This is a genomic window from Xenorhabdus bharatensis (genome assembly GCF_037996705.1).
Lineage (GTDB): Bacteria > Pseudomonadota > Gammaproteobacteria > Enterobacterales > Enterobacteriaceae > Xenorhabdus > Xenorhabdus bharatensis.
On the sequence record NZ_JBBMXG010000017.1, the window covers coordinates 78,492 to 100,421 of the forward strand.

At 41.9% G+C, this 21,930-nt stretch carries 24 protein-coding genes, 3 tRNA genes and 1 pseudogene; 14 read left to right on the forward strand and 14 right to left on the reverse strand.

The window, feature by feature from the left end:
- From AAC855_RS15920 to AAC855_RS15960, 9 genes are all read left to right on the forward strand, one after another.
- On the forward strand, positions 1-321 hold the full coding sequence (locus AAC855_RS15920; protein ID WP_340610883.1) for a phage baseplate plug family protein: 321 nt from the start codon (positions 1-3) through the stop codon (positions 319-321).
- Positions 287-1,102: a baseplate hub protein gene (locus tag AAC855_RS15925; protein ID WP_340610916.1), complete on the forward strand. Its 816-nt coding sequence runs from the start codon at positions 287-289 to the stop codon at positions 1,100-1,102. The genes AAC855_RS15920 and AAC855_RS15925 overlap by 35 nt, the downstream gene beginning before the upstream one ends.
- A gap of 2 nt (positions 1,103-1,104) precedes the next feature.
- Positions 1,105-1,797 carry a Gp138 family membrane-puncturing spike protein gene (locus tag AAC855_RS15930; protein ID WP_340610884.1) on the forward strand — a complete coding sequence of 231 codons (693 nt, stop codon included), beginning with the start codon at positions 1,105-1,107 and terminating at the stop codon, positions 1,795-1,797.
- Positions 1,794-2,138 carry a contractile injection system sheath initiator gene (locus tag AAC855_RS15935; protein WP_340610885.1) on the forward strand — a complete coding sequence of 115 codons (345 nt, stop codon included), beginning with the start codon at positions 1,794-1,796 and terminating at the stop codon, positions 2,136-2,138. The genes AAC855_RS15930 and AAC855_RS15935 overlap by 4 nt, the downstream gene beginning before the upstream one ends.
- Entirely contained in the window at positions 2,131-3,318 is a 1,188-nt protein-coding gene (locus AAC855_RS15940) for a baseplate J/gp47 family protein (RefSeq protein ID WP_340610886.1), read from the forward strand. Before AAC855_RS15935 ends, AAC855_RS15940 begins: the two co-directional genes overlap by 8 nt.
- Positions 3,315-3,968 (forward strand): DUF2612 domain-containing protein, encoded by a 654-nt coding sequence (locus AAC855_RS15945; RefSeq protein ID WP_340610887.1) that lies wholly within the window; start codon positions 3,315-3,317, stop codon positions 3,966-3,968. The genes AAC855_RS15940 and AAC855_RS15945 overlap by 4 nt, the downstream gene beginning before the upstream one ends.
- Positions 3,969-3,972: 4 nt before the next feature.
- On the forward strand, positions 3,973-5,151 hold the full coding sequence (locus AAC855_RS15950; RefSeq protein ID WP_340610889.1) for a hypothetical protein: 1,179 nt from the start codon (positions 3,973-3,975) through the stop codon (positions 5,149-5,151).
- Positions 5,152-5,615: 464 nt separating this feature from the next.
- Positions 5,616-5,792, forward strand: coding sequence for a hypothetical protein (locus AAC855_RS15955; RefSeq protein WP_340610891.1), 177 nt, complete (start codon positions 5,616-5,618; stop codon positions 5,790-5,792).
- A gap of 4 nt (positions 5,793-5,796) precedes the next feature.
- Entirely contained in the window at positions 5,797-6,843 is a 1,047-nt protein-coding gene (locus tag AAC855_RS15960; RefSeq protein ID WP_340610892.1) for a hypothetical protein, read from the forward strand.
- Positions 6,844-6,888: 45 nt separating this feature from the next.
- Here the strand turns inward: AAC855_RS15960 and AAC855_RS15965 are convergent, their stop codons facing one another.
- From AAC855_RS15965 to AAC855_RS16025, 13 genes are all read right to left on the reverse strand, one after another.
- Entirely contained in the window at positions 6,889-7,638 is a 750-nt protein-coding gene (locus AAC855_RS15965) for a glycosyltransferase family 25 protein (RefSeq protein ID WP_340610893.1), read from the reverse strand.
- Positions 7,639-7,649: 11 nt separating this feature from the next.
- Entirely contained in the window at positions 7,650-8,441 is a 792-nt protein-coding gene (locus AAC855_RS15970) for a glycosyltransferase family 32 protein (RefSeq protein ID WP_099109847.1), read from the reverse strand.
- A gap of 77 nt (positions 8,442-8,518) precedes the next feature.
- Positions 8,519-8,764 (reverse strand): hypothetical protein, encoded by a 246-nt coding sequence (locus AAC855_RS15975; RefSeq protein WP_340610895.1) that lies wholly within the window; start codon positions 8,762-8,764, stop codon positions 8,519-8,521.
- A 280-nt stretch (positions 8,765-9,044) separates the two neighbouring features.
- A tRNA-Leu gene (locus AAC855_RS15980) sits at positions 9,045-9,131 on the reverse strand.
- 6 nt (positions 9,132-9,137) lie between these two features.
- Positions 9,138-9,211: transfer RNA gene (locus tag AAC855_RS15985), tRNA-Cys, on the reverse strand.
- Between the two features lie 3 nt (positions 9,212-9,214).
- Positions 9,215-9,290, reverse strand: a tRNA-Gly gene (locus tag AAC855_RS15990).
- A gap of 142 nt (positions 9,291-9,432) precedes the next feature.
- Positions 9,433-9,981: a CDP-diacylglycerol--glycerol-3-phosphate 3-phosphatidyltransferase gene (gene pgsA, locus AAC855_RS15995; RefSeq protein WP_340610897.1), complete on the reverse strand. Its 549-nt coding sequence runs from the start codon at positions 9,979-9,981 to the stop codon at positions 9,433-9,435.
- Positions 9,982-10,037: 56 nt separating this feature from the next.
- Positions 10,038-11,870 (reverse strand): excinuclease ABC subunit UvrC, encoded by a 1,833-nt coding sequence (gene uvrC, locus AAC855_RS16000; protein WP_340610899.1) that lies wholly within the window; start codon positions 11,868-11,870, stop codon positions 10,038-10,040.
- Positions 11,871-11,915: 45 nt separating this feature from the next.
- Positions 11,916-12,557: a UvrY/SirA/GacA family response regulator transcription factor gene (gene uvrY / locus AAC855_RS16005; protein WP_340610901.1), complete on the reverse strand. Its 642-nt coding sequence runs from the start codon at positions 12,555-12,557 to the stop codon at positions 11,916-11,918.
- A 325-nt stretch (positions 12,558-12,882) separates the two neighbouring features.
- Positions 12,883-13,284 (reverse strand): GFA family protein, encoded by a 402-nt coding sequence (locus AAC855_RS16010; protein ID WP_340610902.1) that lies wholly within the window; start codon positions 13,282-13,284, stop codon positions 12,883-12,885.
- A 236-nt stretch (positions 13,285-13,520) separates the two neighbouring features.
- Positions 13,521-13,895 carry a hypothetical protein gene (locus AAC855_RS16015; protein ID WP_340610904.1) on the reverse strand — a complete coding sequence of 125 codons (375 nt, stop codon included), beginning with the start codon at positions 13,893-13,895 and terminating at the stop codon, positions 13,521-13,523.
- 110 nt (positions 13,896-14,005) lie between these two features.
- The gene (locus tag AAC855_RS16020) at positions 14,006-14,791 is read right to left on the reverse strand and encodes a thioesterase II family protein (protein WP_340610907.1); all 786 of its coding nucleotides are present in this window, start codon (positions 14,789-14,791) and stop codon (positions 14,006-14,008) included.
- Positions 14,792-14,976: 185 nt separating this feature from the next.
- Positions 14,977-15,594 (reverse strand): histidine phosphatase family protein, encoded by a 618-nt coding sequence (locus tag AAC855_RS16025; RefSeq protein WP_340610908.1) that lies wholly within the window; start codon positions 15,592-15,594, stop codon positions 14,977-14,979.
- A 442-nt stretch (positions 15,595-16,036) separates the two neighbouring features.
- Here AAC855_RS16025 and adiA point away from each other — a divergent pair, with 442 nt between their 5' ends.
- The 5 genes from adiA to AAC855_RS16050 all read left to right on the forward strand — a co-directional run bounded on the left by adiA (position 16,037) and on the right by AAC855_RS16050 (position 21,466).
- Entirely contained in the window at positions 16,037-18,319 is a 2,283-nt protein-coding gene (gene adiA / locus AAC855_RS16030; RefSeq protein WP_340610909.1) for an arginine decarboxylase, read from the forward strand.
- Positions 18,320-18,322: 3 nt separating this feature from the next.
- Positions 18,323-19,651, forward strand: a complete 1,329-nt coding sequence (gene adiC / locus AAC855_RS16035) for an arginine/agmatine antiporter (protein ID WP_340610910.1) — start codon at positions 18,323-18,325, stop codon at positions 19,649-19,651.
- Between the two features lie 272 nt (positions 19,652-19,923).
- Entirely contained in the window at positions 19,924-20,352 is a 429-nt protein-coding gene (locus tag AAC855_RS16040) for a universal stress protein (RefSeq protein WP_099111438.1), read from the forward strand.
- Between the two features lie 172 nt (positions 20,353-20,524).
- Positions 20,525-20,962: a universal stress protein gene (locus AAC855_RS16045; protein WP_099111437.1), complete on the forward strand. Its 438-nt coding sequence runs from the start codon at positions 20,525-20,527 to the stop codon at positions 20,960-20,962.
- A 114-nt stretch (positions 20,963-21,076) separates the two neighbouring features.
- Positions 21,077-21,466: a nuclear transport factor 2 family protein gene (locus AAC855_RS16050; RefSeq protein WP_340610912.1), complete on the forward strand. Its 390-nt coding sequence runs from the start codon at positions 21,077-21,079 to the stop codon at positions 21,464-21,466.
- Between the two features lie 18 nt (positions 21,467-21,484).
- Here the strand turns inward: AAC855_RS16050 and AAC855_RS16055 are convergent.
- Positions 21,485-21,930: pseudogene (locus tag AAC855_RS16055) on the reverse strand (IS630 family transposase); the annotation flags it as partial.

Sequence of the window (21,930 nt, forward strand, 5' to 3'; positions counted from 1 at the left end):
ATGCGTGAAATCCCGTTACGGGCCATTCCCAATCAACGGCTGGCCGTGACGCTCGGCAACACCAATTGGGTGATCACCCTCAAAGCCGCCAGAAACATGATGCTGTGCGATATTCAGCGTGATGAGGTGATGATCACTCAGGGCAGCCGGTTAATGCCCAATGCCCCATTAATTCCTTATGCCTACCTCGGTTCGACAGGTAATTTTACCTTGTTGACCGAGCAGGATGAACTGCCCTGGTGGGAACAGTTCGAATCGACTCAAACGTTAATTTATTGGAGTGATGATGATAGACCTGCGGCGAATCCGGCTGGGGATTGAAGTCAGCGGTCGGCTCAACTGGTACGAAGGCATGCGCATTTCAGCTTCCGGCACCAAATATGCCAATCCGCTACAAAATGAATGTTCGGTCAATATTGATGGTCTGAGCAGCGATACCCGCGATTACCTTCTCACTCAGACCAGTCCCTACACTAAAAACAAACAACCGCGCCGTTTGATACTCGAAGCCGGTCGGGTGAATACCGGACTGTTTCGGGTATTTGTCGGTGATATTGTCAGTGCTGAAATTGTCTCACCACCCGATGTCACGTTGACGCTGAAAGCCAAAACAGGCAACAGCCGTAGCGGTGATATCGTCTCATCCAGTGGCGGAGCCATCAAAAAGCTGTCTGAGATTGCACAGGGGATCGCCAATGACTGCAAGGTCAAACTGGATTTTCAGGCCAGGGAGAAAAACATTGCTAACTGGTACTACTGTGGCGCGGCACTGTCACAAATTGCCCGCTTGCAGGAATCCAGCGGTGTCAAAGCCTTTCTTGATGATGACGTGTTATACGTCAAAGACAGCGATAAAGCGCTGAAGAATCGCCTGCGTATTCTGAATATGAAGTCGGGCATGGTGGGTATTCCCAAGGCCACTGAAAAGGGCTTAGACGTCAGTTTTCTGATTGATGGTGAATCTTTTTTGGGCGGTATGTTGCGCCTTGATAGCAAACTGAATAAATCGCTGAACGGCGATTACCTTATTGAGCAACTGAAATTTGATATTGCCTCCCACGATGATGCCTTTTTCTACACTGCCACCTGTAAGCGAGCGTAAACATGAACCAACCCAATAGCGATATCGCCAGCGAAGGCAGTCTGGCGGGGCAGTTTATGGCGGCTTTCCGCAATCTGCTGCTCAATGTTGAAGATATGCTGCCTGCCACGGTGGTCAGTTATGATGAACACACCAACCGTGCGGTCATTAAACCGCTGGTGATGATGGCCACCACCGAAGGACAGACAATATCCCGCGCACCGGTGCATAACATTCCGGTATTTCGTTTTGGTGGCGGGGGCTTTTTTCTGCGCGTTCCCATCAAGCCCGGTGATTTTGGCTGGTTAAAAGCCAACGACCGGGATATCAGCTTGATCTGCCAGCGCGGCGGGCAGGAAGACCAGCCGAACACGGCGCGGCTGCACTCGTTCAGTGATGCGATGTTCTTCCCCGATACCCTGAAAGGCTGGGTGATTGAGGGCAAAAATATCGATGCCTTGGTTATCCAGTCAATGGATGGCAGCGTTTGCTTGTCACTGCACAAGGATAAGGCGGTACTGGATACGCCTAAATTTGAAGTTAACGCGCCTGAAACGGTATTCACCGGCAATGTCATGATTAATGGCAACCATGCGGTCAACGGTAACAGCGATTCATATGGTGGCACGATGCGCCATAACGGACGCAATATCGGTGATACCCATCAACACAGTGGTGTTTACACCGGTGATGGCCACACGGGGGAACCAATATGATTACTTTTGCGGTGGATGCCAATAACGATTTGGTATTGGGCGATGATGGTAACCTGTCACTGTGTAAAAACGCCCAGGCGGTCAGGAATCTCTGCGTCCATTATGCTCGTGCTCTGCGCGGGGAAATGCTGCATAAAGTGGATAAAGGTTTACCGTACTGGAAAACCGTGTTTGGCCGGCAGGCTGATATCCCGATGTTTGAAGCGGCATTCCGTGAACGCATGCACGAAGTGGCGGGTGTGGAAGAGGTGGTTTCGTTTGAAGCCACGATTGCAGATAACTCATTGCGTTATCTCGCCACTATCCGCTCTATTTACGGGAGTTTTACCTTCAATGGCTGATTATCACTACATTACCCGGCAGGGCGTGATTGTGCCGGATACGGCAGAGTTACGCAGCGGGGTGGAAAATGATTTTTACGCCGCATTTGGTCAGGATATCGACTTGTCACCGGAAACCCCACAGGGTGCTCTGGTGACGATGGAGATTGAAAACCGTGATGCGATGGTCAGGAACAATGCCGAACTCGCCAACCAGATAAACCCAGATATTGCAGGTGGACTCTTTTTAGATGCGATCTGGGCACTGATGGGGGGCGGACGTTTTTCCGCCACACGGTCATACCTCAGTAACGTAGAATTTAGCGGCGTGCCTGATACGGTGATCCCGAAAGGCTCACAGGCGGAATCGGTGACCGGAGCTCGATTTGAAACGAACAGTACCCTGATTATCGGCAAGAACGGCAAAACCACCGGTGATATGCGGGCGGTTGAACCGGGTAGTATCGAATGCAAAGCCGGACACCTTGAGCGTGTGGCCAGTTCGATTCTGGGCTGGGAAACCGTCAAAAATCCCACTCATGCCGTTGTCGGGCGTGAAGCTGAATCGGATATCAGTGCAAGACGCCGCCGTAAACAGACACTGGCCAAAAATACCGTCAGCGTGGGCGAAGCGATCACGTCTTCCCTGTACGAATTGGAAGGGGTGAACTCGCTTTCTTACCGGGAAAACGCGACCGCACAGATACTCACCATCGAGGGTATCAAACTGTTACCCCACAGCGTCTATGTCTGCGTAGAGGGCGGCGACCGAGAAGCGATTGCTCGTGCGTTATTGCGTACCAAAACCATCGGCGCAGCCTATAACGGTCAGGAAGTCGTCACGGTCATTGAACGGGTGAGCGGGCAGGAATATGAAATTCGCTTTGACCGTCCGACGGAGAAAATCGTTTTTTGCCAGGTGACCGTGAAGAAATCCACGGTGGATGCCCAAAGCCTTATTCCCGCTGCTATTGAGCAATGGGTTCGGGGAGAACTGGACGGTGATAGTGGTCTGGTCGTCGGGCGGGAAGTGTCACCGTTTGAAATTTCCGCCGCCATTAACAGCATTGAACCACGACTGTTTATCACCAAAGTGGAGTTGTCCACTGATGGCCAGAACTGGCTGATGGGGACAATCCCGATCAAACTTAACGAAGTAGCCCGATTGCATCGCGGCTCAGTGCAGGTGGTGGTCACATGAAAATACAGTCTTTTGATTTTCATTCTGATCTGCTATGTGCCATCCTCTGGCAGTACGAAAACGCCCCTAAACTCAACATACTGGCGCACCACAAAGCCGCCTATTTTGAGCAAAGCAATGTGGCGTTCTGGCGCAACTGGTATCGGGATGTGTTCAATATCGATACCGCCAATGATTTCGGGCTGGCGGTCTGGGCGCGAATTCTGGATGTGTCGCTGGGAATTGATGTGGCCCCCAGTGATAAAACTAAAATCGGTGTGGGCTTTGGTAAGAAACGTAATTTTAAGGGCAACTTCCGGCGTAACAGTGATTACACCCTACAATTAACCTCCGGGCAAAAGCGACTGATTATCCGTATGCGCTACTTCAATCTGACGCAAAGCCCGACAGTAGTTAACATCAATACCTTTTTAGAACGCTTTTTCTGGCGTGATGACAGCAAGGTCTTTGTGCTCGATCCGCTGGATATGACGTATATGTATTACGTTTTTAACTTCAATCCTGATGAGCAGTTACGGGTCTTACTGGAAAACTTTGACCTGATGCCCCGCCCTTCCGGTGTTGGCGTCAAATTCCGTGTCGTCACGAAAAAAGCCTTTGGCTTTGGTAAAAAACACACCAACTACTTAAGCAGTAACTACGGAGCTTAATTCCATGACTAAAATCTTTAAAACCCCCTTTGCTGCACAAGGGGACAGGGTCGCTATACCTAATGAAGTCCAAGCAGACGGTGCAGTCTCCTACACGCAAGGTTACGGCTATGATTACGAGCGTGACCAGAACACCGATCCGGCAGCGAAAGATATTGAACGTGAGAAGATGAACGGGATTTTCCACGATATTACGGAAGCCGTGGGAGAAATACAGACGTTCGGTACGGCGCAATGGACAGTAGAAGCACAGCCTTATCCGTTACGGGCACTGGTGTATCACAAGCAAAAATTGTGGCAATCCCGTATTGAGAATAACAAAGAAGCGCCCGCAGCAGGTAATGCTTGGCTTGAGCTCAAAGCCGACCTAACTGCTGGAGAGGTTGGTGCATACAACAAAGAGGAGGTCAACCAACGCTTTCAGCCATTGGGCAATTATACGCCTGCGGGGTACAGTTATGGCAAAGAGGAATCGGATATCCGTTTTCAACCGAAAGGCAACTATCAACTTGCCGGGAATTATACGCTGAAAGGGGACAGTTATACCAAGCCAGAATCGGACGGAAAATATCAGCCAGCGGGTAATTATCTGACTGCCGGGTATAGCTACTCCAAAGAGGAAAGTGATGGTCGCTATCAACCGAAAGGCAATTATGCTCCAGCTGGTAGTTATGCATCCAAAGGCGAAAGTTACACTAAAGCTGAGTCGGATCATCACTATCAACCCAAAGGTAGTTACCAGCCTACAGGTAATTACGCTGTCCGTGGGGAAAGTTATACAAAAGGGGAATCTGATGGTAAATATCAGCCCCGTGGGAATTACCAAACTGTGGGGAATTATGCAGTAAGAGGAGAATGTTACACAAAAGGCGAATCTGATGAGCGATACCAACCTAAAGGTGCGGGTGTGAATGTCCGCAAAATTTTCTCTGGTAACTGGGGCAAATGGGGTAGTGCAAGCTTTACTGAGGATGTCAGAGGTAAGTTTTTGTTGTTTAAAGGTCATGCTTCAGGTTGGTTTGCCCCTGCTGTAATTTTGCCTGTTGGTGGGTGGCAATACGAAGTTTCTTGGTATGCTGGTGGTAATTCACAATTCCACATTTTTACATTATCAGGTGATGGGCGAAGTGCAAGTTGCCAGGATTCTTCATGGAGCATAGGGGAGATTTGGCTGATTAATTAATTATGGCATTTTATTTTTTCGTAATATTATAGTTTTCTTTTGTAAGAATCAAAATCATTAGGCATACCCTGATTTACAAAGCAATAAGAAATTTGATATGAGCTAAGTGAGATATATTGATATTATTTCACTTGGCATTTTTTTAATGCAGAAATACTAACAGTGGATAAGCCAGCTGGTGTCTCACTAATAATAACAGTTTTTATATTAACTCCAATCACAATATGGTTACCCACAAATATCACGAGGTGTTTCATTGGACATTATTGTCGAAATAAATTTTATTAATGTTTTATATGACATCCTTCTGCTATAAAAAGATAAATTCTTACATCACTAACAAAAATTTATTAAAACAGAAAGTTCCGTGTTGATAAACCCAATTTGATGTTTACGGGCGGAAATGACCACACCGCCTTCATATTACTTAGCAAAATACTTTGTTGATTAAATGAGGGTTATATATGAATATTCAAGATAGTAAACCTGATAAGGCGACGAAAAAAGATAATGTATTTCCTGATACTCCAATCAGGAAAAAACAAACTGTCACATTAAATCAAGCTGAAAACAGTGTCAGTAATATCTTTGGCTTTGGCTACTCACATGCCAATTTTTTCAACAGCTACTTCGGAGCCTAATCTCATGACAAAAACATTTAAAGTTCCCTTTGCAGCGCAGGGAGATAGGGTTTCTATTCCTGATCAGCCTCGAGAAGATGGTACTGTTTCATATGCTCAAGGTTATGGTAGTGGATATGGACTTGATCCAAACGAAGATCCTACTGCAATGAATATCGAACGTGAAAAGATGAATGGTATTTTCCACGATATTACCGAAGCCGTGGGAGATATCCAGACCTTTGGCGCGGCGCAATGGACAATGGAGGGCCAACCTTATCCTCTGCGTGGATTGGTTTACCATAAGCAGAAACTCTGGCAATCCCGCATTGAGAACAACAAAGAAGAGCCAAAAGCAGGGAATGCATGGGTAGAACTAAAAGCTGATCTGACTGCTGATGAGGTGGGGGCTTATAGCAAAGAAGAATCGGATGCCCGTTTTCAACCTCAAGGCAATTATGCCCCTGCCGGAAACTATGCGTTGAAAGGCGAAAGTTATACGAAGCCAGAGTCGGATGGGAAATATCAACCCAAAGGCCAATATCTGGAGAATGGCTATAGCTATTCTAAGGCGGAAAGTAACAGTCGATATGAATCAAAAGGTAACTATGCCCCTGCAGGGAATTATGCCTTGAAAGGAGAGAGTTACACTAAGCCAGAGTCGGATGGGAAATATCAATCTAAAGGAAACTACCAACCAGCTGGTAATTATCAACCAGCAGGAAATTATGCACTGAGAGGAGAAAGTTATACAAAAGGAGAATCTAACAGCCGATACCAACTTAAAGGGGCTGGGGTGAATGCTCGTAGGGTTTTCTCTGGAAGTTGGGGAAAATGGGAGAATGTTGGGTTTACTGAAGATGTCAGGGGTAAGTATTTATTATTTAGAGGTAATGGTTCTGGCTGGTTTGCTCCAGCTGTCATTCTTCCAGTTGGTGGATGGCAATATGAAGTTTCTTGGTATGCTGGTGGCTACCCACAATTTCATATCTTTACATTAGCTGGAGATGGACGAAGTGCGACTTGTCAAGATTCATCATGGAAGATGGGGGAAATTTGGGTGATAGATTAATATATTGGATATGATAGAAAGCCCATGTGGGCTTTCTATATGATACTAAGATAATTCTTTTATTTCATAGATGAATTTTTTAAGGAGTAAATCTTTCAGTCTATAAAATTGATAATTCGGCTCTTGCTTCTTTAATTTATGACGATATGATTCTCTTTCTTTTTTTAATGAAGATCTCTCTGTCTCTATTGAAGAACTAAGTGTATCTAGATCAAATGTACTGATAACATGTGGAATAATACAGTACACATTTATAAAGTGTCTAAATTTGAATATACCCCACATATCAGCTTCATATTTTATTGGCTTTAATTCTTTTAATAATTTTTTCGCCGCGATTTTATTTATCAAATATCCATACGTGCCGCTGGCTTCATATGCTTGATATATATGCAATTCTTTTGCTTCGACCTTTCTGTTATTAACATATTTTTCGGCTTTGTTGAGTAAGTATACATTAGGCTTTTTTATATTATCTATATTTTCTATCTCTGATATGACATTATGAATATTATCAGATAATATAGCATCATCCTCCAAGATGAGAGCATGAGAAATTTTTTCTTTAATAATTTTTTCGTATATGAATAAGTGACTTAAAGCGCAACCAATTTCACCTTTGGTTAATCTGCAGTTAGGGTAGTCATATACCAACTTTGACACTTCACAATCAGATAACTCAGCACCATTTACAGCATCTATAAACTCAATGTGTAAGCTCAATGTGTCTGCTTGTCGCTGTATAGCTAATCTGCGGTCTAAATTACTTTTAATATTAATGACGAATATTTTCATAATATGAACCATTATCTTTTCATTATTAATACATATTGTTTATTTTTTGATACGGGGATTTTGAAAAGTACTTTTTCCTTTGATGATACTTGAGGTTCTCCTGTATCTCTTAATCTAATGAAACGAGAGAAAATTAGTTTATTTTTATAAAATTTTAATTTATCTTTGCGGGAATGAGAGGGTAACCAAGAACCATTGAAATGATGTATTGCAAAATTTATCATACCTAATTCAGGAGTACAGAAATAATTAGATGGGTAAATAATTGAGTTATCATTTAAATAGGTTTTTTTTGTTCCATCATATGGGGGTAATAAGTTGAATTCACTTTTAAAATAAGATGTTATTTTTATTATGTTGGTTTCCAGATCTAATCCATTAATTGTTTCAAAATATAGATCATTATATTGACTTAATAAATCACCAATAATAGCATTTTTCTTTTTTGCTCCCATGACCGCTGAAGTGATAGGGTAGTATTCGTCGCCTTTTTCATAACAACTAAAAAAATCTAATTGTAAGAACTCATCCATGTTTTTGGTAATCTCTACATCAGTATCTAAATAGATTCCACCTTCATGGTAAAGAGCATAGAGTCTAATGTAGTCAGAAACAAACGCCCATTTTTTATTCTGGTATGCTTGTTCTGAGTATGTATTTTTGATTTCTTCAAATCTTTCGTTGTTCCATTCGATGATTTCATAATCAGGGAGATGTTTCTTCCAGCTATCTATACATTTAAGTACCAACTCGGGTTTTGGTTGATTACCTACCCACACGTAGTGAATTTTTTTGGGGATCATATACTACTGCCTTAATCAATTGATTTTATCCATTATAGATGAGTATACATGAATCGATGTAGGATTTGATGCAGGGATTAATTTTGCACTGACTCTAAATACTCCTGCCACTCTTTCCATACATAATCCGGGTTAATATCCGAGTAGCCTCTTTTTTCATCCATAGCTTGGTTTACCGAAACAGGGCAAACTATACATGTACCATTGTCACGAATATCTTCGACTTCCTCTCTGGTCAAAGGAGCCCCTTTTTTATTCTGAGCATGTACAAGGAGTAAGATCAAGGCAGGAATGTATGCCAGTTCTAATTTTTCTTCGTCCATCAATCAAATCTCTGCGTTATTTCAAATGATACCCGTGGCTCAAAGCATCAATATCGTTGTGATGTTTTCAGCGTTTACTATTCAATCAGAAATAAATTTCTGTGGTTTTTTGTCAATCTGTGAGCGAGAAGAAAAAACCACTGCTGCCAATTTCGCTGCCAAAATATTAGGAATGGATATTAGGATAATATTAGGAATGTGATTTATATCAAAGAAAAAAGCCACCTTGCGGTGGCCTTTTTTATTCCCGAACTCACTGTTTTATCAGTGGTTTTTAATTTGGTGCCCAGGGCGGGACTTGAACCCGCACAGCCTTACAGCCGAGGGATTTTAAATCCCTTGTGTCTACCGATTTCACCACCTGGGCTAAATTTGGAGGCGCGTCCCGGAGTCGAACCGAGGTTGACGGATTTGCAATCCGCTGCATGGCCACTCTGCCAACGCGCCTTTTGGAGCGGGAAACGAGACTCGAACTCGCGACCCCAACCTTGGCAAGGTTGTGCTCTACCAACTGAGCTATTCCCGCCTTTTCAAACCGCTTGATTTACTTAACTTATTTCGTAAACCTCATGTGCCGTTCGATGCGTTGCATTCTACTTATTTCCCGAAATGAGTCAACACAATTATTTATAAAACTCGATCGTTCGGTGCTTTTTGCATCATTTGGATCAACTTTCGCGCAAATCAGTCCATGCGGCGCTCAAATATTGAAACATTGACCAGAATGTCAGGATTGTCGCAGCGTATAATAAGATGAAACCACCGACTTCAAGTTCAGCATTCGGACGCCATAGTAAAGCAACCAATGCTGCCATTTGTGCCGTTGTTTTTACTTTGCCCATCCATGAGACAGCTACACTGCTACGTTTTCCTAATTCCGCCATCCATTCCCGAAGGGACGAGATGATAATTTCTCGTGCAATCATGGTTGCTGTCGGTAATGTTATCCACCAAGTATGATAATGTTCTGCCACGAGAACTAATGCAGTGCCTACCATGACTTTATCTGCAACAGGATCTAGAAATGCGCCAAAGCGTGTTGTCTGTTTCCATAAACGTGCAAGGAAGCCATCAAACCAATCTGTCGCCGCAGCGATCACAAAGATGATGGCACATAACATCGGTGCCCATTGGAAAGGCAGGTAAAAAGCCAAAACAAAGAATGGGATTAAGGCAATACGAAATAGAGTAAGCCATGTTGGAATATTTAATTGCATAATGCTTAGTAACTATCTGGCCAAGTGAAGTTTATCGGTATGGTGCATCAAGAATCTTAGTGTTTCAACGCATTATAAATTTTTTCTGCCAGTGAATAAGAGATAGACGGTACTTTTGCGATCTCTTCAACACTTGCATTACGTAAAGGTTGTAACCCTCCCATATATTTTAACAGCATTTGCCTACGTTTTGGTCCGATTCCTTCGATAGATTCCAGTGAGCTGGTCTTTTTTGCTTTTTCCCTACGCTGGCGGTGACCTGTAATTGCATGATTGTGAGACTCATCACGAATATGTTGAATGACATGTAAGGCTGGTGAATCAGGGGGAAGCGCTATTCCTTCATCTTCTGTGGAGAAAAATAGTGTTTCCAACCCGGCTTTGCGGTCACTGCCTTTGGCTACACCAATAAGTTTTGGATGTTCTTTATCCCATTCAACATCTAACGAGTGAAAGACGTCTATTGCCTGTTTTAATTGCCCTTTACCACCATCAATGAAAATGATGTCAGGGATTTTGGCTGAATCAATAGCTTTGCTGTATCGACGGCGTAATACCTGATTCATTGCAGCATAGTCATCTCCTGCTGTTATTCCGCTTATGTTATAGCGCCGATACTCTGAGCGTAAAGGGCCATTACTGTCGAATACAACACAGGATGCAACTGTCTGGTCTCCCATAGTATGGCTGATATCGAAACATTCCATCCGGCGGATTTTTCCGATATCTGCAAATTCAGCAAGTGCTGCCAAACGTTGATGAATTGTTGATTGCTGGGAAAGTTTAGTTGTTAATGCGGTAGCCGCATTGGTGCGTGCCAGTTTGAGATAACGAGCCCTGTCCCCTCTGGGGCGGGGCTGGATATGTATTTTTCTGCCGGATAATTCAGAAAGAGAGTCTTCCAGTAACTCTTTTTCCGGTAGTGAAAAATCCAGTAAAATTGCAGTTGGTAATGTCCGGTTCTGGCTACCCTGTAGATAAAACTGCCCGAGGAAAGTCTGTACGACTTCATCTAATTTGGTATCTGTAGGAATTTTAGGATAGTAACTCCGACTCCCCAGAATTTTACCTTGCCGGATAAAGAGAACATGAACGCATGCCATGCCTGCTTCAAAGGCAACGCTGATAGCATCCAAATCATCCCCTTCACCGGAGACAGATTGCCGTTCTGTGACTTGTCGCATAGCCTGAATCTGGTCACGGTAGCGTGCTGCATCTTCAAAGTGAAGTTGTTTGCTTGCATTTTCCATTCTTTTAACGAGTTCAGCCAGTACCTGTTGATCTTTACCAGATAGGAATAAACGAACATATTCTACTTGTTGCTGATACTCTTCATCCGTGACAAAACCTTTGACACAGGGAGCAAGACAGCGACCAATCTGGTATTGAAGGCAAGGTCTGGAACGATTGCGATATACGCTGTTTTCACACTGGCGAATGGGAAATAACTTTTGCAGAAGTGCTAATGCGTCACGTACTGCGTGGGAGTTTGGGAATGGCCCAAAGTACTCACCCTTAGCATGTTTGGCTCCGCGATATAAAGTCAGGCGAGGATGGGTATCACCACTTAAGAAAATATAAGGATAAGATTTATCATCCCGGAGCAATACGTTGTAGCGAGGCTGGTAAAGTTTGATGTAGTTATGTTCTAGCAGCAGAGCTTCTGTCTCAGTATGGGTGATAGTGACATCTATCTGAGAAATATTTTTCACCAAAGATTCTGTTTTTCGGCTGCTTACCTGCACCCTAAAATAGCTGGAGAGCCGTTTTTTTAAATCCTTGGCTTTGCCGACATAAATCACAGTCCCGGTTCCATCATACATCCTATAAACACCGGGTTGGCTGGTTACTGTTTTTAAAAATGTTTTTGAATCAAATTGCTCTGCCACGATTTACCACCCATCACCGACCATTTTATCATCCACTATGATTTATCATATTGGGGCATCAAGTAAACCACAGCGTATTGCTATATGGGTTAATTCTACATCACCCTTGATATTTAGTTTGTTGAACATTCTATAGCGATAGCTATTAACTGTTTTCGGACTCAGGTTAAGGAGTGCTGATATTTCATTCACCTTTTTGCCCTGAGTGATCATTGTCATGATTTGCAGCTCCCGTTCAGAGAGATCATCCAATGGGTTCTCTTTTTGTGGAGATAGCTGATCGAGGGCCATTTGTTGGGCGATATCAGGAGAAATATAGCGTTGCCCGGCATAAACACTCCGGATGGCGTTGATCATATCCTGAGGTGTAGCGCCTTTACTTAAATAGCCCCTGACACCAGCCTGCATAACTTTTGTGGGCAGAGAGCTTTCGGTATGAATGGTCAACATAATGATCCGGGTATCAGGTGAGTAGCGAATTATTTTTTTCGCCGCTTCGAGGCCTCCTATGCCCGGCATTCCCATATCCATCATAACAACATCTGTGCTATTGGATCTGCACCATTTAATAGCATCTTCTCCGCTACCGGCCTCACCGATAACTTTAATTCCCCGTACATCATCAAGTATGCCTTTCACGCCAATGCGAACCAGTTCGTGATCATCAACTAACAAAACATTAATCAAACAACTTCTCCACCAACGTAACACCTACTTTCGATTTTCAAGTTACCCACTGTTTTCCAAGTTTCAGCATGATTGCCATCGCTTGAAATCAACTGGGTATAAAACATTTTTACGAATAAGGGCAACATTATACTGATATTAGCAAGAAACAGAAAGAAATTGTTACATATCAATAAAATAAATATAGAAATAATTATTTTTACGAGATTTGTTTGTGATGAAAACTATTTTTATATTGATTTCAGCAGGGAAGGGAAAATATGGATTATGCGTGAGTATTTATGTTTATAAAGAGTATGAGGGGACTTTCCCCTCATATAAATAGTTAACTAAACAAGTTAAGAATATCTTGTTTAGTTAACATGGGTGTTTTTTCAACAAAGTTGTAATAGCTGGGTTTGCTATCGATGAAAACTTGGTTAGATAATTTACCTAAATCACTATTTTCAAATAGGGCTACAGGGACATAATAAGTACTGGGATGATGCAGGTGATAAAAAAGATGAGTTCCGCATTTTTTACAGAAAGCGCGTTCTGCCCATTCTGAAGAGGGGTAAGTTGCAATATTTTCATCCCCGGTTATCTGTAAATCATTTTTGAACTCTACAGAGAGAAATGGTCCCCCGCCCCAGTTTTGACATGTTTTACAGTGGCATGCATTGATTCTATCAATAGGTTCAATGGTTTTTACTTCTACTGCACCACATAAACAGCGACCTTTATTCATTGTATTACCTATGTATTTAAAATAAACGTGAGTAATAAAATTCTATATCAAATACGGTTGTTGTTTAATTATTTATTTTGTCGAATATGCCATATTTATCACAATTGTTGATATATGATCGATAAATTTCAAGTTACAACGGTAATATGAGGCGAGTTCTTATACCTCCCTGCGACGCGGGGAGATATAACATGCATCTTGAAGTTGAATTAGTATGAAATCATAAAGGTAAAATATTAAGGTTTATTTTCCTTTTCTTTATTATCGCTTTCATCACCATCATCAATATGCCAATTATGAAGAATACGGTGAACGAATGGTGTTACTACCAACCCGACAGCAATAAAAAAGATAGCCTGTAGAAATAACCCATAAATAGCCGCGAAATATTTCCCTAGTGTGCTGGTTGGTTGTATATGCAGGCTCTGTGTGCCAATCATTGAAACAGAATTTAACAGTGCATCAGGAATTGCATGGCTTTCTATGAGAAAAAAACCTAATACACCGGGAATAATGCCAATTAAAAAAATAGCTAGCGCATGTAAAAGGAAGCGAAGTATTCGCAGAAGAAAGCGATCCAGACTAATTAATTTATCAGTAAATTTTTCCATGCCAGAGCCTCCACTAATAAATTTTTATAATTGTACGTTGGTTTTTATTTTTATCAATATTAATTTACGGGCCACATAAATAATATGTGACCCATGATTTTTGTATCGTTTTAATTACCTGATAAAGATTTAAATGATCGTCTGGATATTTTGGAATGAATTATCTTTGATAGAGCATCAATAACCAGCTCATGATTATCATCAATAAAGAAATGACGGCCCTGAAACAAAATAACATTTTTATCCTGTTTGAATAAATCAAACCAGGAATAGAGTTCGTGCTCCGCTACCAGCGGGTCATCGGTTCCGCCAAATACTGTCAAGGGGCAAGCGAAAGATTCAGTACCGGTATAGTAATACTCTTCTGAAATTTTAAAGTCTGCTTTTATGGCAGGTAAAATCAGCGAAAGTAATTCATCGTTATCAAGAATTTGCTGATTTACACGACCAAAATCCTTCAATGCAATTGCAAATTCTTTATCGTTTAATGAACTTATTGGTTTGCGAATGGCAGAAACCTGTGGCCCTCTGCTACCGGAAGCAATAAATTCAATGGGCAATGGTAATGAATCTGCCGCGATTTTTCTTAATAGTTCAAAAGCTACCCGGCTTCCTAAGCTATGCCCTAAAAATATATATGGCTTATTCAGCAGTGGTTTGATGTGGGTATAGACATCCTCAACCAGATTTTGCATATTGTCATAAGGTTTTTCCTTGAACCTAGCGCCTTTACCCGGAGGCTGGATGACTAAAAATTCAACATTTTCTGTGATTTTTCTGGCGAAAGGGACGAAAGTTGAGTTACTACCTCCTGCATAAGGGAAGCAAAATATTCTGATTTCTGGGTTAAAAACTTGACTGAGGTTGATAAAGTATGGCGAGTATTCGTTGTGCACAATAGAATCCCATTGTTATTTTTTAGATACCTTAAAATAAAGGACTTCCACTATTTCTGCGTTTTCATTAACAGAAAGCTACTGTCTTTGGAACATACTATCGAATATTAAAATACAATGCTTTTAGGGTTTTTTGTTATAGTCCTGAGATTTTATGAAACAGGGCAGTGGAGATGTTTCTACAATTATGTTTTTATATTCAATAAATGCGTTGCAACCCCCCAGCGAGCCACATGAATTTGCTCATTTTTCACCTCAATAACAGAGTAACTACAGTTTTGGTGGTTATATCGTGTTATTTCTTCTTGCAAATTACCGCCTTTTAGTTGCCATAACATGGATTGCAGAGTACGACCATGTGTAATCAGGCATACCGTAGCATGACTATTATTTGTAGCCATATTTTGGATGTAACTGATAACTCTTTGTGCTACTTCAATTGTAGATTCGCCTTCAGGTATGACTACTGTGGGGTCTCCGGCAAAAAGCCGTGAGGTAATGTCGGGATAGTGGTACTCAGCCTGTTCAAAGGATAACCCCTCTAATATACCGAAATTCTGTTCGCATAAATTGTCATTAGTTTCCATCTGGCAACGGAAATAATCTGCTAAAACCTGACCTGTCGTACAGGCCCGACCGGAAGACGATGAAATCACTTTGCTGATGGGAAAATCTTTTATTGCTGACAATAATGAATTTATCTGTCGGAAACCCTTTTCAGTAACAGGGCTATCAAGACGCCCCTGAAGAATTTTTTCTATATTCCATTGAGTTTCTGCATGCCGTATAGCAATGATACGCATTATTTTTCCTTATATTTAGTATCACTAAATTTGTCTATAAATAAAATAAATTAATGCATCAGTAAATAAGAAAGATAACTAATTTCATGTGAATATTAAAAAACAAATATTAACAGATTTTTGTTTGTATTTTCATTTTTATATTATTAATAGTGATAGTCCGGAAGGGATTTGTTGAATTGCACTATAAAAAATAGCCACTATATTTAATCAAAGTAATTTTAAACTCAAAAGCTTATATGCTCACAAATAGTTATTTGTCGTGATTAAATTATCGGTATTGATGTTACGGCTCATGCAGCGCTGTAAAAAATTGACGCAATGTCATAGATGATAACAGCCGTTTAATTTTCCTGATTGTGTCAACCATTCTATGGGTAACCGCCAGATAATCCTAAGCCTATTTGTTATTTCGTGTAGAGATAGAATAAGGAAAAACGTCATGAAGGTATTGATAGCAAAAAATGAGGTGGGTACAAAGCATCATAGTCATTATATTGAAAATGCAATACATCGCTTGGCAGATAAATTAACTGAACGGGATGTTGAAGTGGTTATTGCCGACTCTTTTGATGATAGCTATACGATAATTGCCGCTAATGAACCCGTTGATTGTTTAATGGTCAGCTGTGCATTGATGGATGATGATTTATATCAGCAGATCCAAAAACTACTGAATAAGTTATTTGAGCGCCAAGAAAATGTCCCGGTGTTCTTATTAAGTGATCGGGAAAAGGCGGTCTTTTTACTGGATCATGCGATGTTGGAACAATTAACTGAATTCGCATGGATACTTGAAGATTCCTCAGATTTTATTGCAGGTAGGGCGATTGCCGCGATGCATCGTTATCGTCAGCAATTATTGCCGCCATTAATGTCAGCCTTGATGAATTACAGACAAATCTATGAATATTCATGGGCAGCACCCGGGCATCAGGGAGGAGTCGGGTTTAATAAAACACCTGTTGGTCGTATTTACCATGATTATTATGGAGAAAATCTTTTTCGCTCTGATATGGGAATTGAACGATCTTCTTTGGGGTCATTGTTGGATCACACCGGAGCGTTCGGTGAGAGTGAAAGAAATACCGCCAGAGTGTTTGGCGCCGATCATTCGTATTCTGTTGTAGTCGGAACATCAGGTTCTAACCGAACCATTATGCAGGCCTGTATGACAGAAGATGATATCGTTATTATTGACCGTAACTGTCATAAATCCATTGAACAGGGGCTTATCCTGACAGGCGCAAAGCCGGTTTATATGCTACCGAGCCGTAATCGATACGGTATTATCGGCCCGATTTATCCGCAGGAAATGGAGACAAAAACACTCCAGAAAAAGCTGAAACAGCACCCGCTGACCAAAGATATGGTGAAGAAAAAACCTGTCTACACGGTGGTGACAAACTGTACTTATGATGGTGTTTGCTATAACGCCAAACATGTACAAAACCTGCTGGATAAAAGCGTTGATAGAATTCATTTTGATGAAGCATGGTACGGTTATGCCCGTTTTAATCCTATCTATCATGATCATTATGCTATGCGGGGGGATCCCAAAACACATAAAGGGCCAACCGTTTTTGCCACGCATTCATCCCATAAGCTCTTAAATGCACTGTCTCAGGCCTCTTTTATCCATGTGCGTGATGGTCGGAATCCGATTGATTTCTCAAGATTTAACCAAGCCTACATGATGCATGCGACAACGTCACCGTTGTATGCGATCTGTGCTTCAAATGATATTGCTACCTCAATGATGGATGGCAATAGTGGGTATTCGCTTACTCAGGAAGTTATTGAAGAAGCAGTCGATTTTCGTCAGGCATTAGCGCGTTTATATCGGGATTTCAGTAAAAAAGGTGACTGGTTCTTTAAACCGTGGAATCAGGAGCAAGTGACAGATCCTGCCACAGGCAAGAAAATGCTTTTTGCGGATGCTCCGCGGGAGTTACTGACTACAAAACAAAGTTGTTGGACGATGAACCCCGGTGACAGTTGGCATGGGTTTGAAGATCTGCCGAATGACTGGAGTATGCTTGATCCCATTAAAGTCAGTATTCTCACCCCGGGTATGGGAGACAACGGTAAGTTATTGAAACAGGGGATACCGGCAGCACTGGTGACAGCATGGTTAAGCCAGCATGGTATAGTGCCGACACGTACGACAGATTTTCAGATCATGTTCCTGTTTTCAATGGGAATCACTAAAGGGAAGTGGGGCACATTACTGAATACCCTGCTTTCATTTAAACATCATTATGATGCTAATACGCCTTTGAGTAAGGTGTTGCCTGATTTAGTCCACGATTATCCGGATGTCTATAGCACGTCAGGAGTCAGGGATTTGGGCGACAAAATGTTCGCTTACTTACACAAAAATAATCCGGGTGAAAAACTGAATCAGGCATATGCAATGTTACCTGAAGTTGACATGATACCCCGGGCAGCCTATCAGGCGATTGTGACCAATGATGTGGAATTGGTCGCGCTCGATAAACTTCCTCATCGTATTGCCGCTAACTCTATTATTCCTTATCCACCCGGTATTCCTATGTTGATGTCAGGGGAAAACTTCGGTGATAAGAACAGTCCGCAGATTAGCTACCTGCATGCATTACAAAAATGGGATCATGAATTTCCCGGCTTTGAGCATGAAACGGAAGGGACGGAAATCATTAATGGTATCTACCACGTTATGTGCGTAAAGCGTAAGGGAAAATAAACTATGTCTACAGTTGCGGAAACAACAAAAGTGGGTTTGGTTCCCGTTACATTAATGGTAGCGGGAAATATCATGGGATCGGGCGTTTTTCTGCTGCCGGCGAGTCTGGCGGCAACAGGAGGGATCGCGATTCTTGGATGGCTGGTTACCATCATTGGTGCCGTCGGATTATCCATCGTCTATGCCAAAATTTCTTCATTGGATGATAGCCCGGGTGGTTCTTATGCTTATGCGAGGAGAGCTTTCGGGCCATTTTTAGGTTATCAGACTAACGTCCTTTACTGGCTGGCCTGCTGGATTGGCAATATCGCGATGGTTGTGATTGGAGTCGGCTATATCAGCTACTTTTTCCCCATTCTGAAAGATCCGGTTATTTCAACATTTACCTGTATAGCAATACTGTGGATATTTGTTTTCCTGAATATTATTGGCCCTCATGTTATTACCCGAGTTCAGGCGGTCGCGACAACTCTGGCTCTGATCCCGATTGTCGCCGTTGCTGTATTTGGCTGGTTCTGGTTCAACGGTTCAACTTATATGGATGCCTGGAACGTCAGCGGCATGAACACGTTTAGTGCTATTCAAAGTACTTTAAACGTAACGTTATGGTCTTTCATCGGTGTGGAAAGTGCCTCAGTTGCTGCTGGTGTTGTTAAAAATCCCAAACGGAATGTTCCGATTGCCACGATTGGTGGCGTCTTAATTGCTGCTGTGTGTTATGTTTTATCCAGTAGTGTGATTATGGGCATGATCCCGAATGCAACTCTGGTTATTTCATCTTCGCCATTTGGTGATGCTGCTCGTTTGGCGCTGGGGGATACAGCCGGGGCAATCGTGGCATTTTGTGCAGCCGCAGGTTGTTTGGGGTCATTGGGGGGATGGACATTGCTTGCCGGTCAGACGGCAAAAGCCGCCGCTGATGATGGCTTATTTCCTAAAATTTTTGCCAAAGTCAACAAAGCCGGAACGCCGGTGGTTGGGCTGTTGATACTGGGTGTATTAATGACTGTTGTCCAATTCAGCAGTATTTCTCCTGATGCGGCAAAAGAGTTCAGTCTGGTTTCATCTGTCTCAGTGATTTTTACCCTGATACCTTATCTGTATACCTGTGCCGCATTATTGTTACTTGGCCACGGTCACTTTGGTCAGGAGAAAGGACGTTATATTGCAATTACATTTATCGCTTTTGTTTACTGTATCTGGGCTGTACTGGGTACAGGCGCAAAAGAAGTTGTCTGGACGCTGGTGGCTATGATGGTCATCACAGCCATGTATACCTTTAACTACAATACGAAACATCCGGCTCCTTTTCCGTTAGAGAAAAAAGATTAACCTAATTTATATTTAAAAGGGTGCTGCATATCAGCCCCTTTTTTGTTTTATTTTTTAGGCTAAACTGATTTCGTTAATACAATATATTGCAGGTTGGGGGGATATAGATCCCTAATACATATTGAAATCCACTGAGTATAACTAGGTGTTGATGAGTCTGGTTTATCTCTAAGATGTTGAGTTGTTAGACAACTCACAGTAAGTAGTACCGGAACTTAATATACTCGTAGAATCAGCTAATTTAGGTAGTTGAGTTAATAGGAGCGTGCATTATGTACAGAACTATTTTATTACCGGTAGATATCTCTGAGGATGAGCTGACAAGCAAAGCTGTTCACTGCGCGCTTAACATAGCCAGAGAAACAGGGGCTAAATTACATATTTTACATGTATTACCCATTTCATCCGCGATTATTAATGCTTACGCATTAGGCTATATGGAAATTAAAGATAAAGCGACTATTACTGCTGAGAAGGATCTGGGTAAGCTGGTTGCTTCCATTGATCTACCTGCTGAGCGTATTAGTTACTCGATTGCTTTTGGTTCACCAAGAGATGAAATCACTGCCACGGCCGATGAGCTGGGCGCTGATCTTATTGTGATTGGTTCAAGGCGGCCGAATATTACCACTCATTTACTGGGTTCCAACTCTGCGGCAGTCGTCAGATATGCGAAGACGTCCGTATTGGTTGTGAGGTAGTTATCTGAATTAACAGTTGCAGCTTAGCGGCTATTAGTGGTTTTTGTTGTGGTTTCACTAATTGTAAAAACGTAATGGTATAGCGGCTATACCCCACGGATTTCAAGGTACAACCAGAAAAAGGCGATGGCTTGGAAAACGATGGGAAATATTCGATTACAGGGGAGTAAATATGTATAAAACGATTTTGGTTCCAATAGATATTGCTGAAGATCACCTGACTGATAATGCACTCAAGCATGCAGAGTTTTTGGCAAAAATTTCTGATGCAAAGGTTCATCTGTTTCACTCGGTGCCTGATATTTCGAGATTTTCTGTAAGCTATAGCTATCATTATGATTTACTGAGCGCCTTTGCGAAAAAAGCCATTGCAAATTCCGAAGAGGAACTCAAAAAAGTGGTAGAAAAAATCAACTTACCGAAGGATAAGGTATCGTTTTCCGTCGCCTTTGGTTCACCAAGAGATAAAGTGCTCTCTACTGCCCGTGAAATCGGAGCTGATCTGATCATTGTCGGTTCACGCAGACCTGATATTTCAACTCATCTACTGGGTTCTAACGCATCGGGGATCGTGGGGTACGCGAATATTTCTGTATTAGTTGTTCGTTAAGCTAAGTTGCATCAATATGTATCTATTTAACCCCGTCAGGTAAAAATATCTGTCGGGGTTCATAATAAATGGCAGTAAATATTATTTTTTCTTATATTTATGGAAGGGTATACTATGTCTTATTCCAATGTTGTGGTAAGTGCTTTAAAATATATGCTTGAAACAGATAATGTCACTACCTCAGATATTGAAAGCTATTTTTCTCATGATTATATTCAGGTAGCTAATGGTAATGAGCTTCGATTCAATGATTTTGTTTCACATATTAACGTATTAAAAGAAGCTTTAATAAGTACGAATATTAATATCTTATCCGTAGCGGAAAATGGAGATAATGTTCATACCCATCACCTGGTCAAGGTCGTTAAAAAAGACGGAACTAATGCGGAATTTGAAGTATTTGCCAGGTTCCAGCTTAGCGAAGGCAAAATTACCCACTGCAATGAATTGACCAGAAAGCTCATCGGTGATGAACAGGATGATGATTTGGGGTTTAGGAAATAATATCTTCTATATACGCAATTAACTTGAAGATGCAGGAATTAAAGTCTGGAAATTATCGGTCAGCCGGGTAGCTAATTCCTGTCCTTTTTCGGGTAAGGTGACATGAAAAAAATGATGAAGGGTTTTACGGAACGTTTTGGTATCCGGGAAATAGACATTGTTTCGTACCTGCTCATTCGCGTACTTCCATAATCGCTCAATCGGGTTGAGGTTAGGGCTGTAAGGTGGCAGATAATGCAACCTGATATTCAGGACTTCAGCAAAAAATTGTACTATTTCAGCACGGTGGTAACCCGCTCCATCCAGAATAATATGAATTCTTTGTGAAAGCGGATACGCCATCCCGGATGGCCCCAAAAAACAGGACGACATTTTTCGCGTTAATCGTCGGATAGTCACGGATCACCGTCGCTTCAATCCGTTGCAAATTGAGGGCGCCCATAATGTTGAGGCGGGTGCGGCTG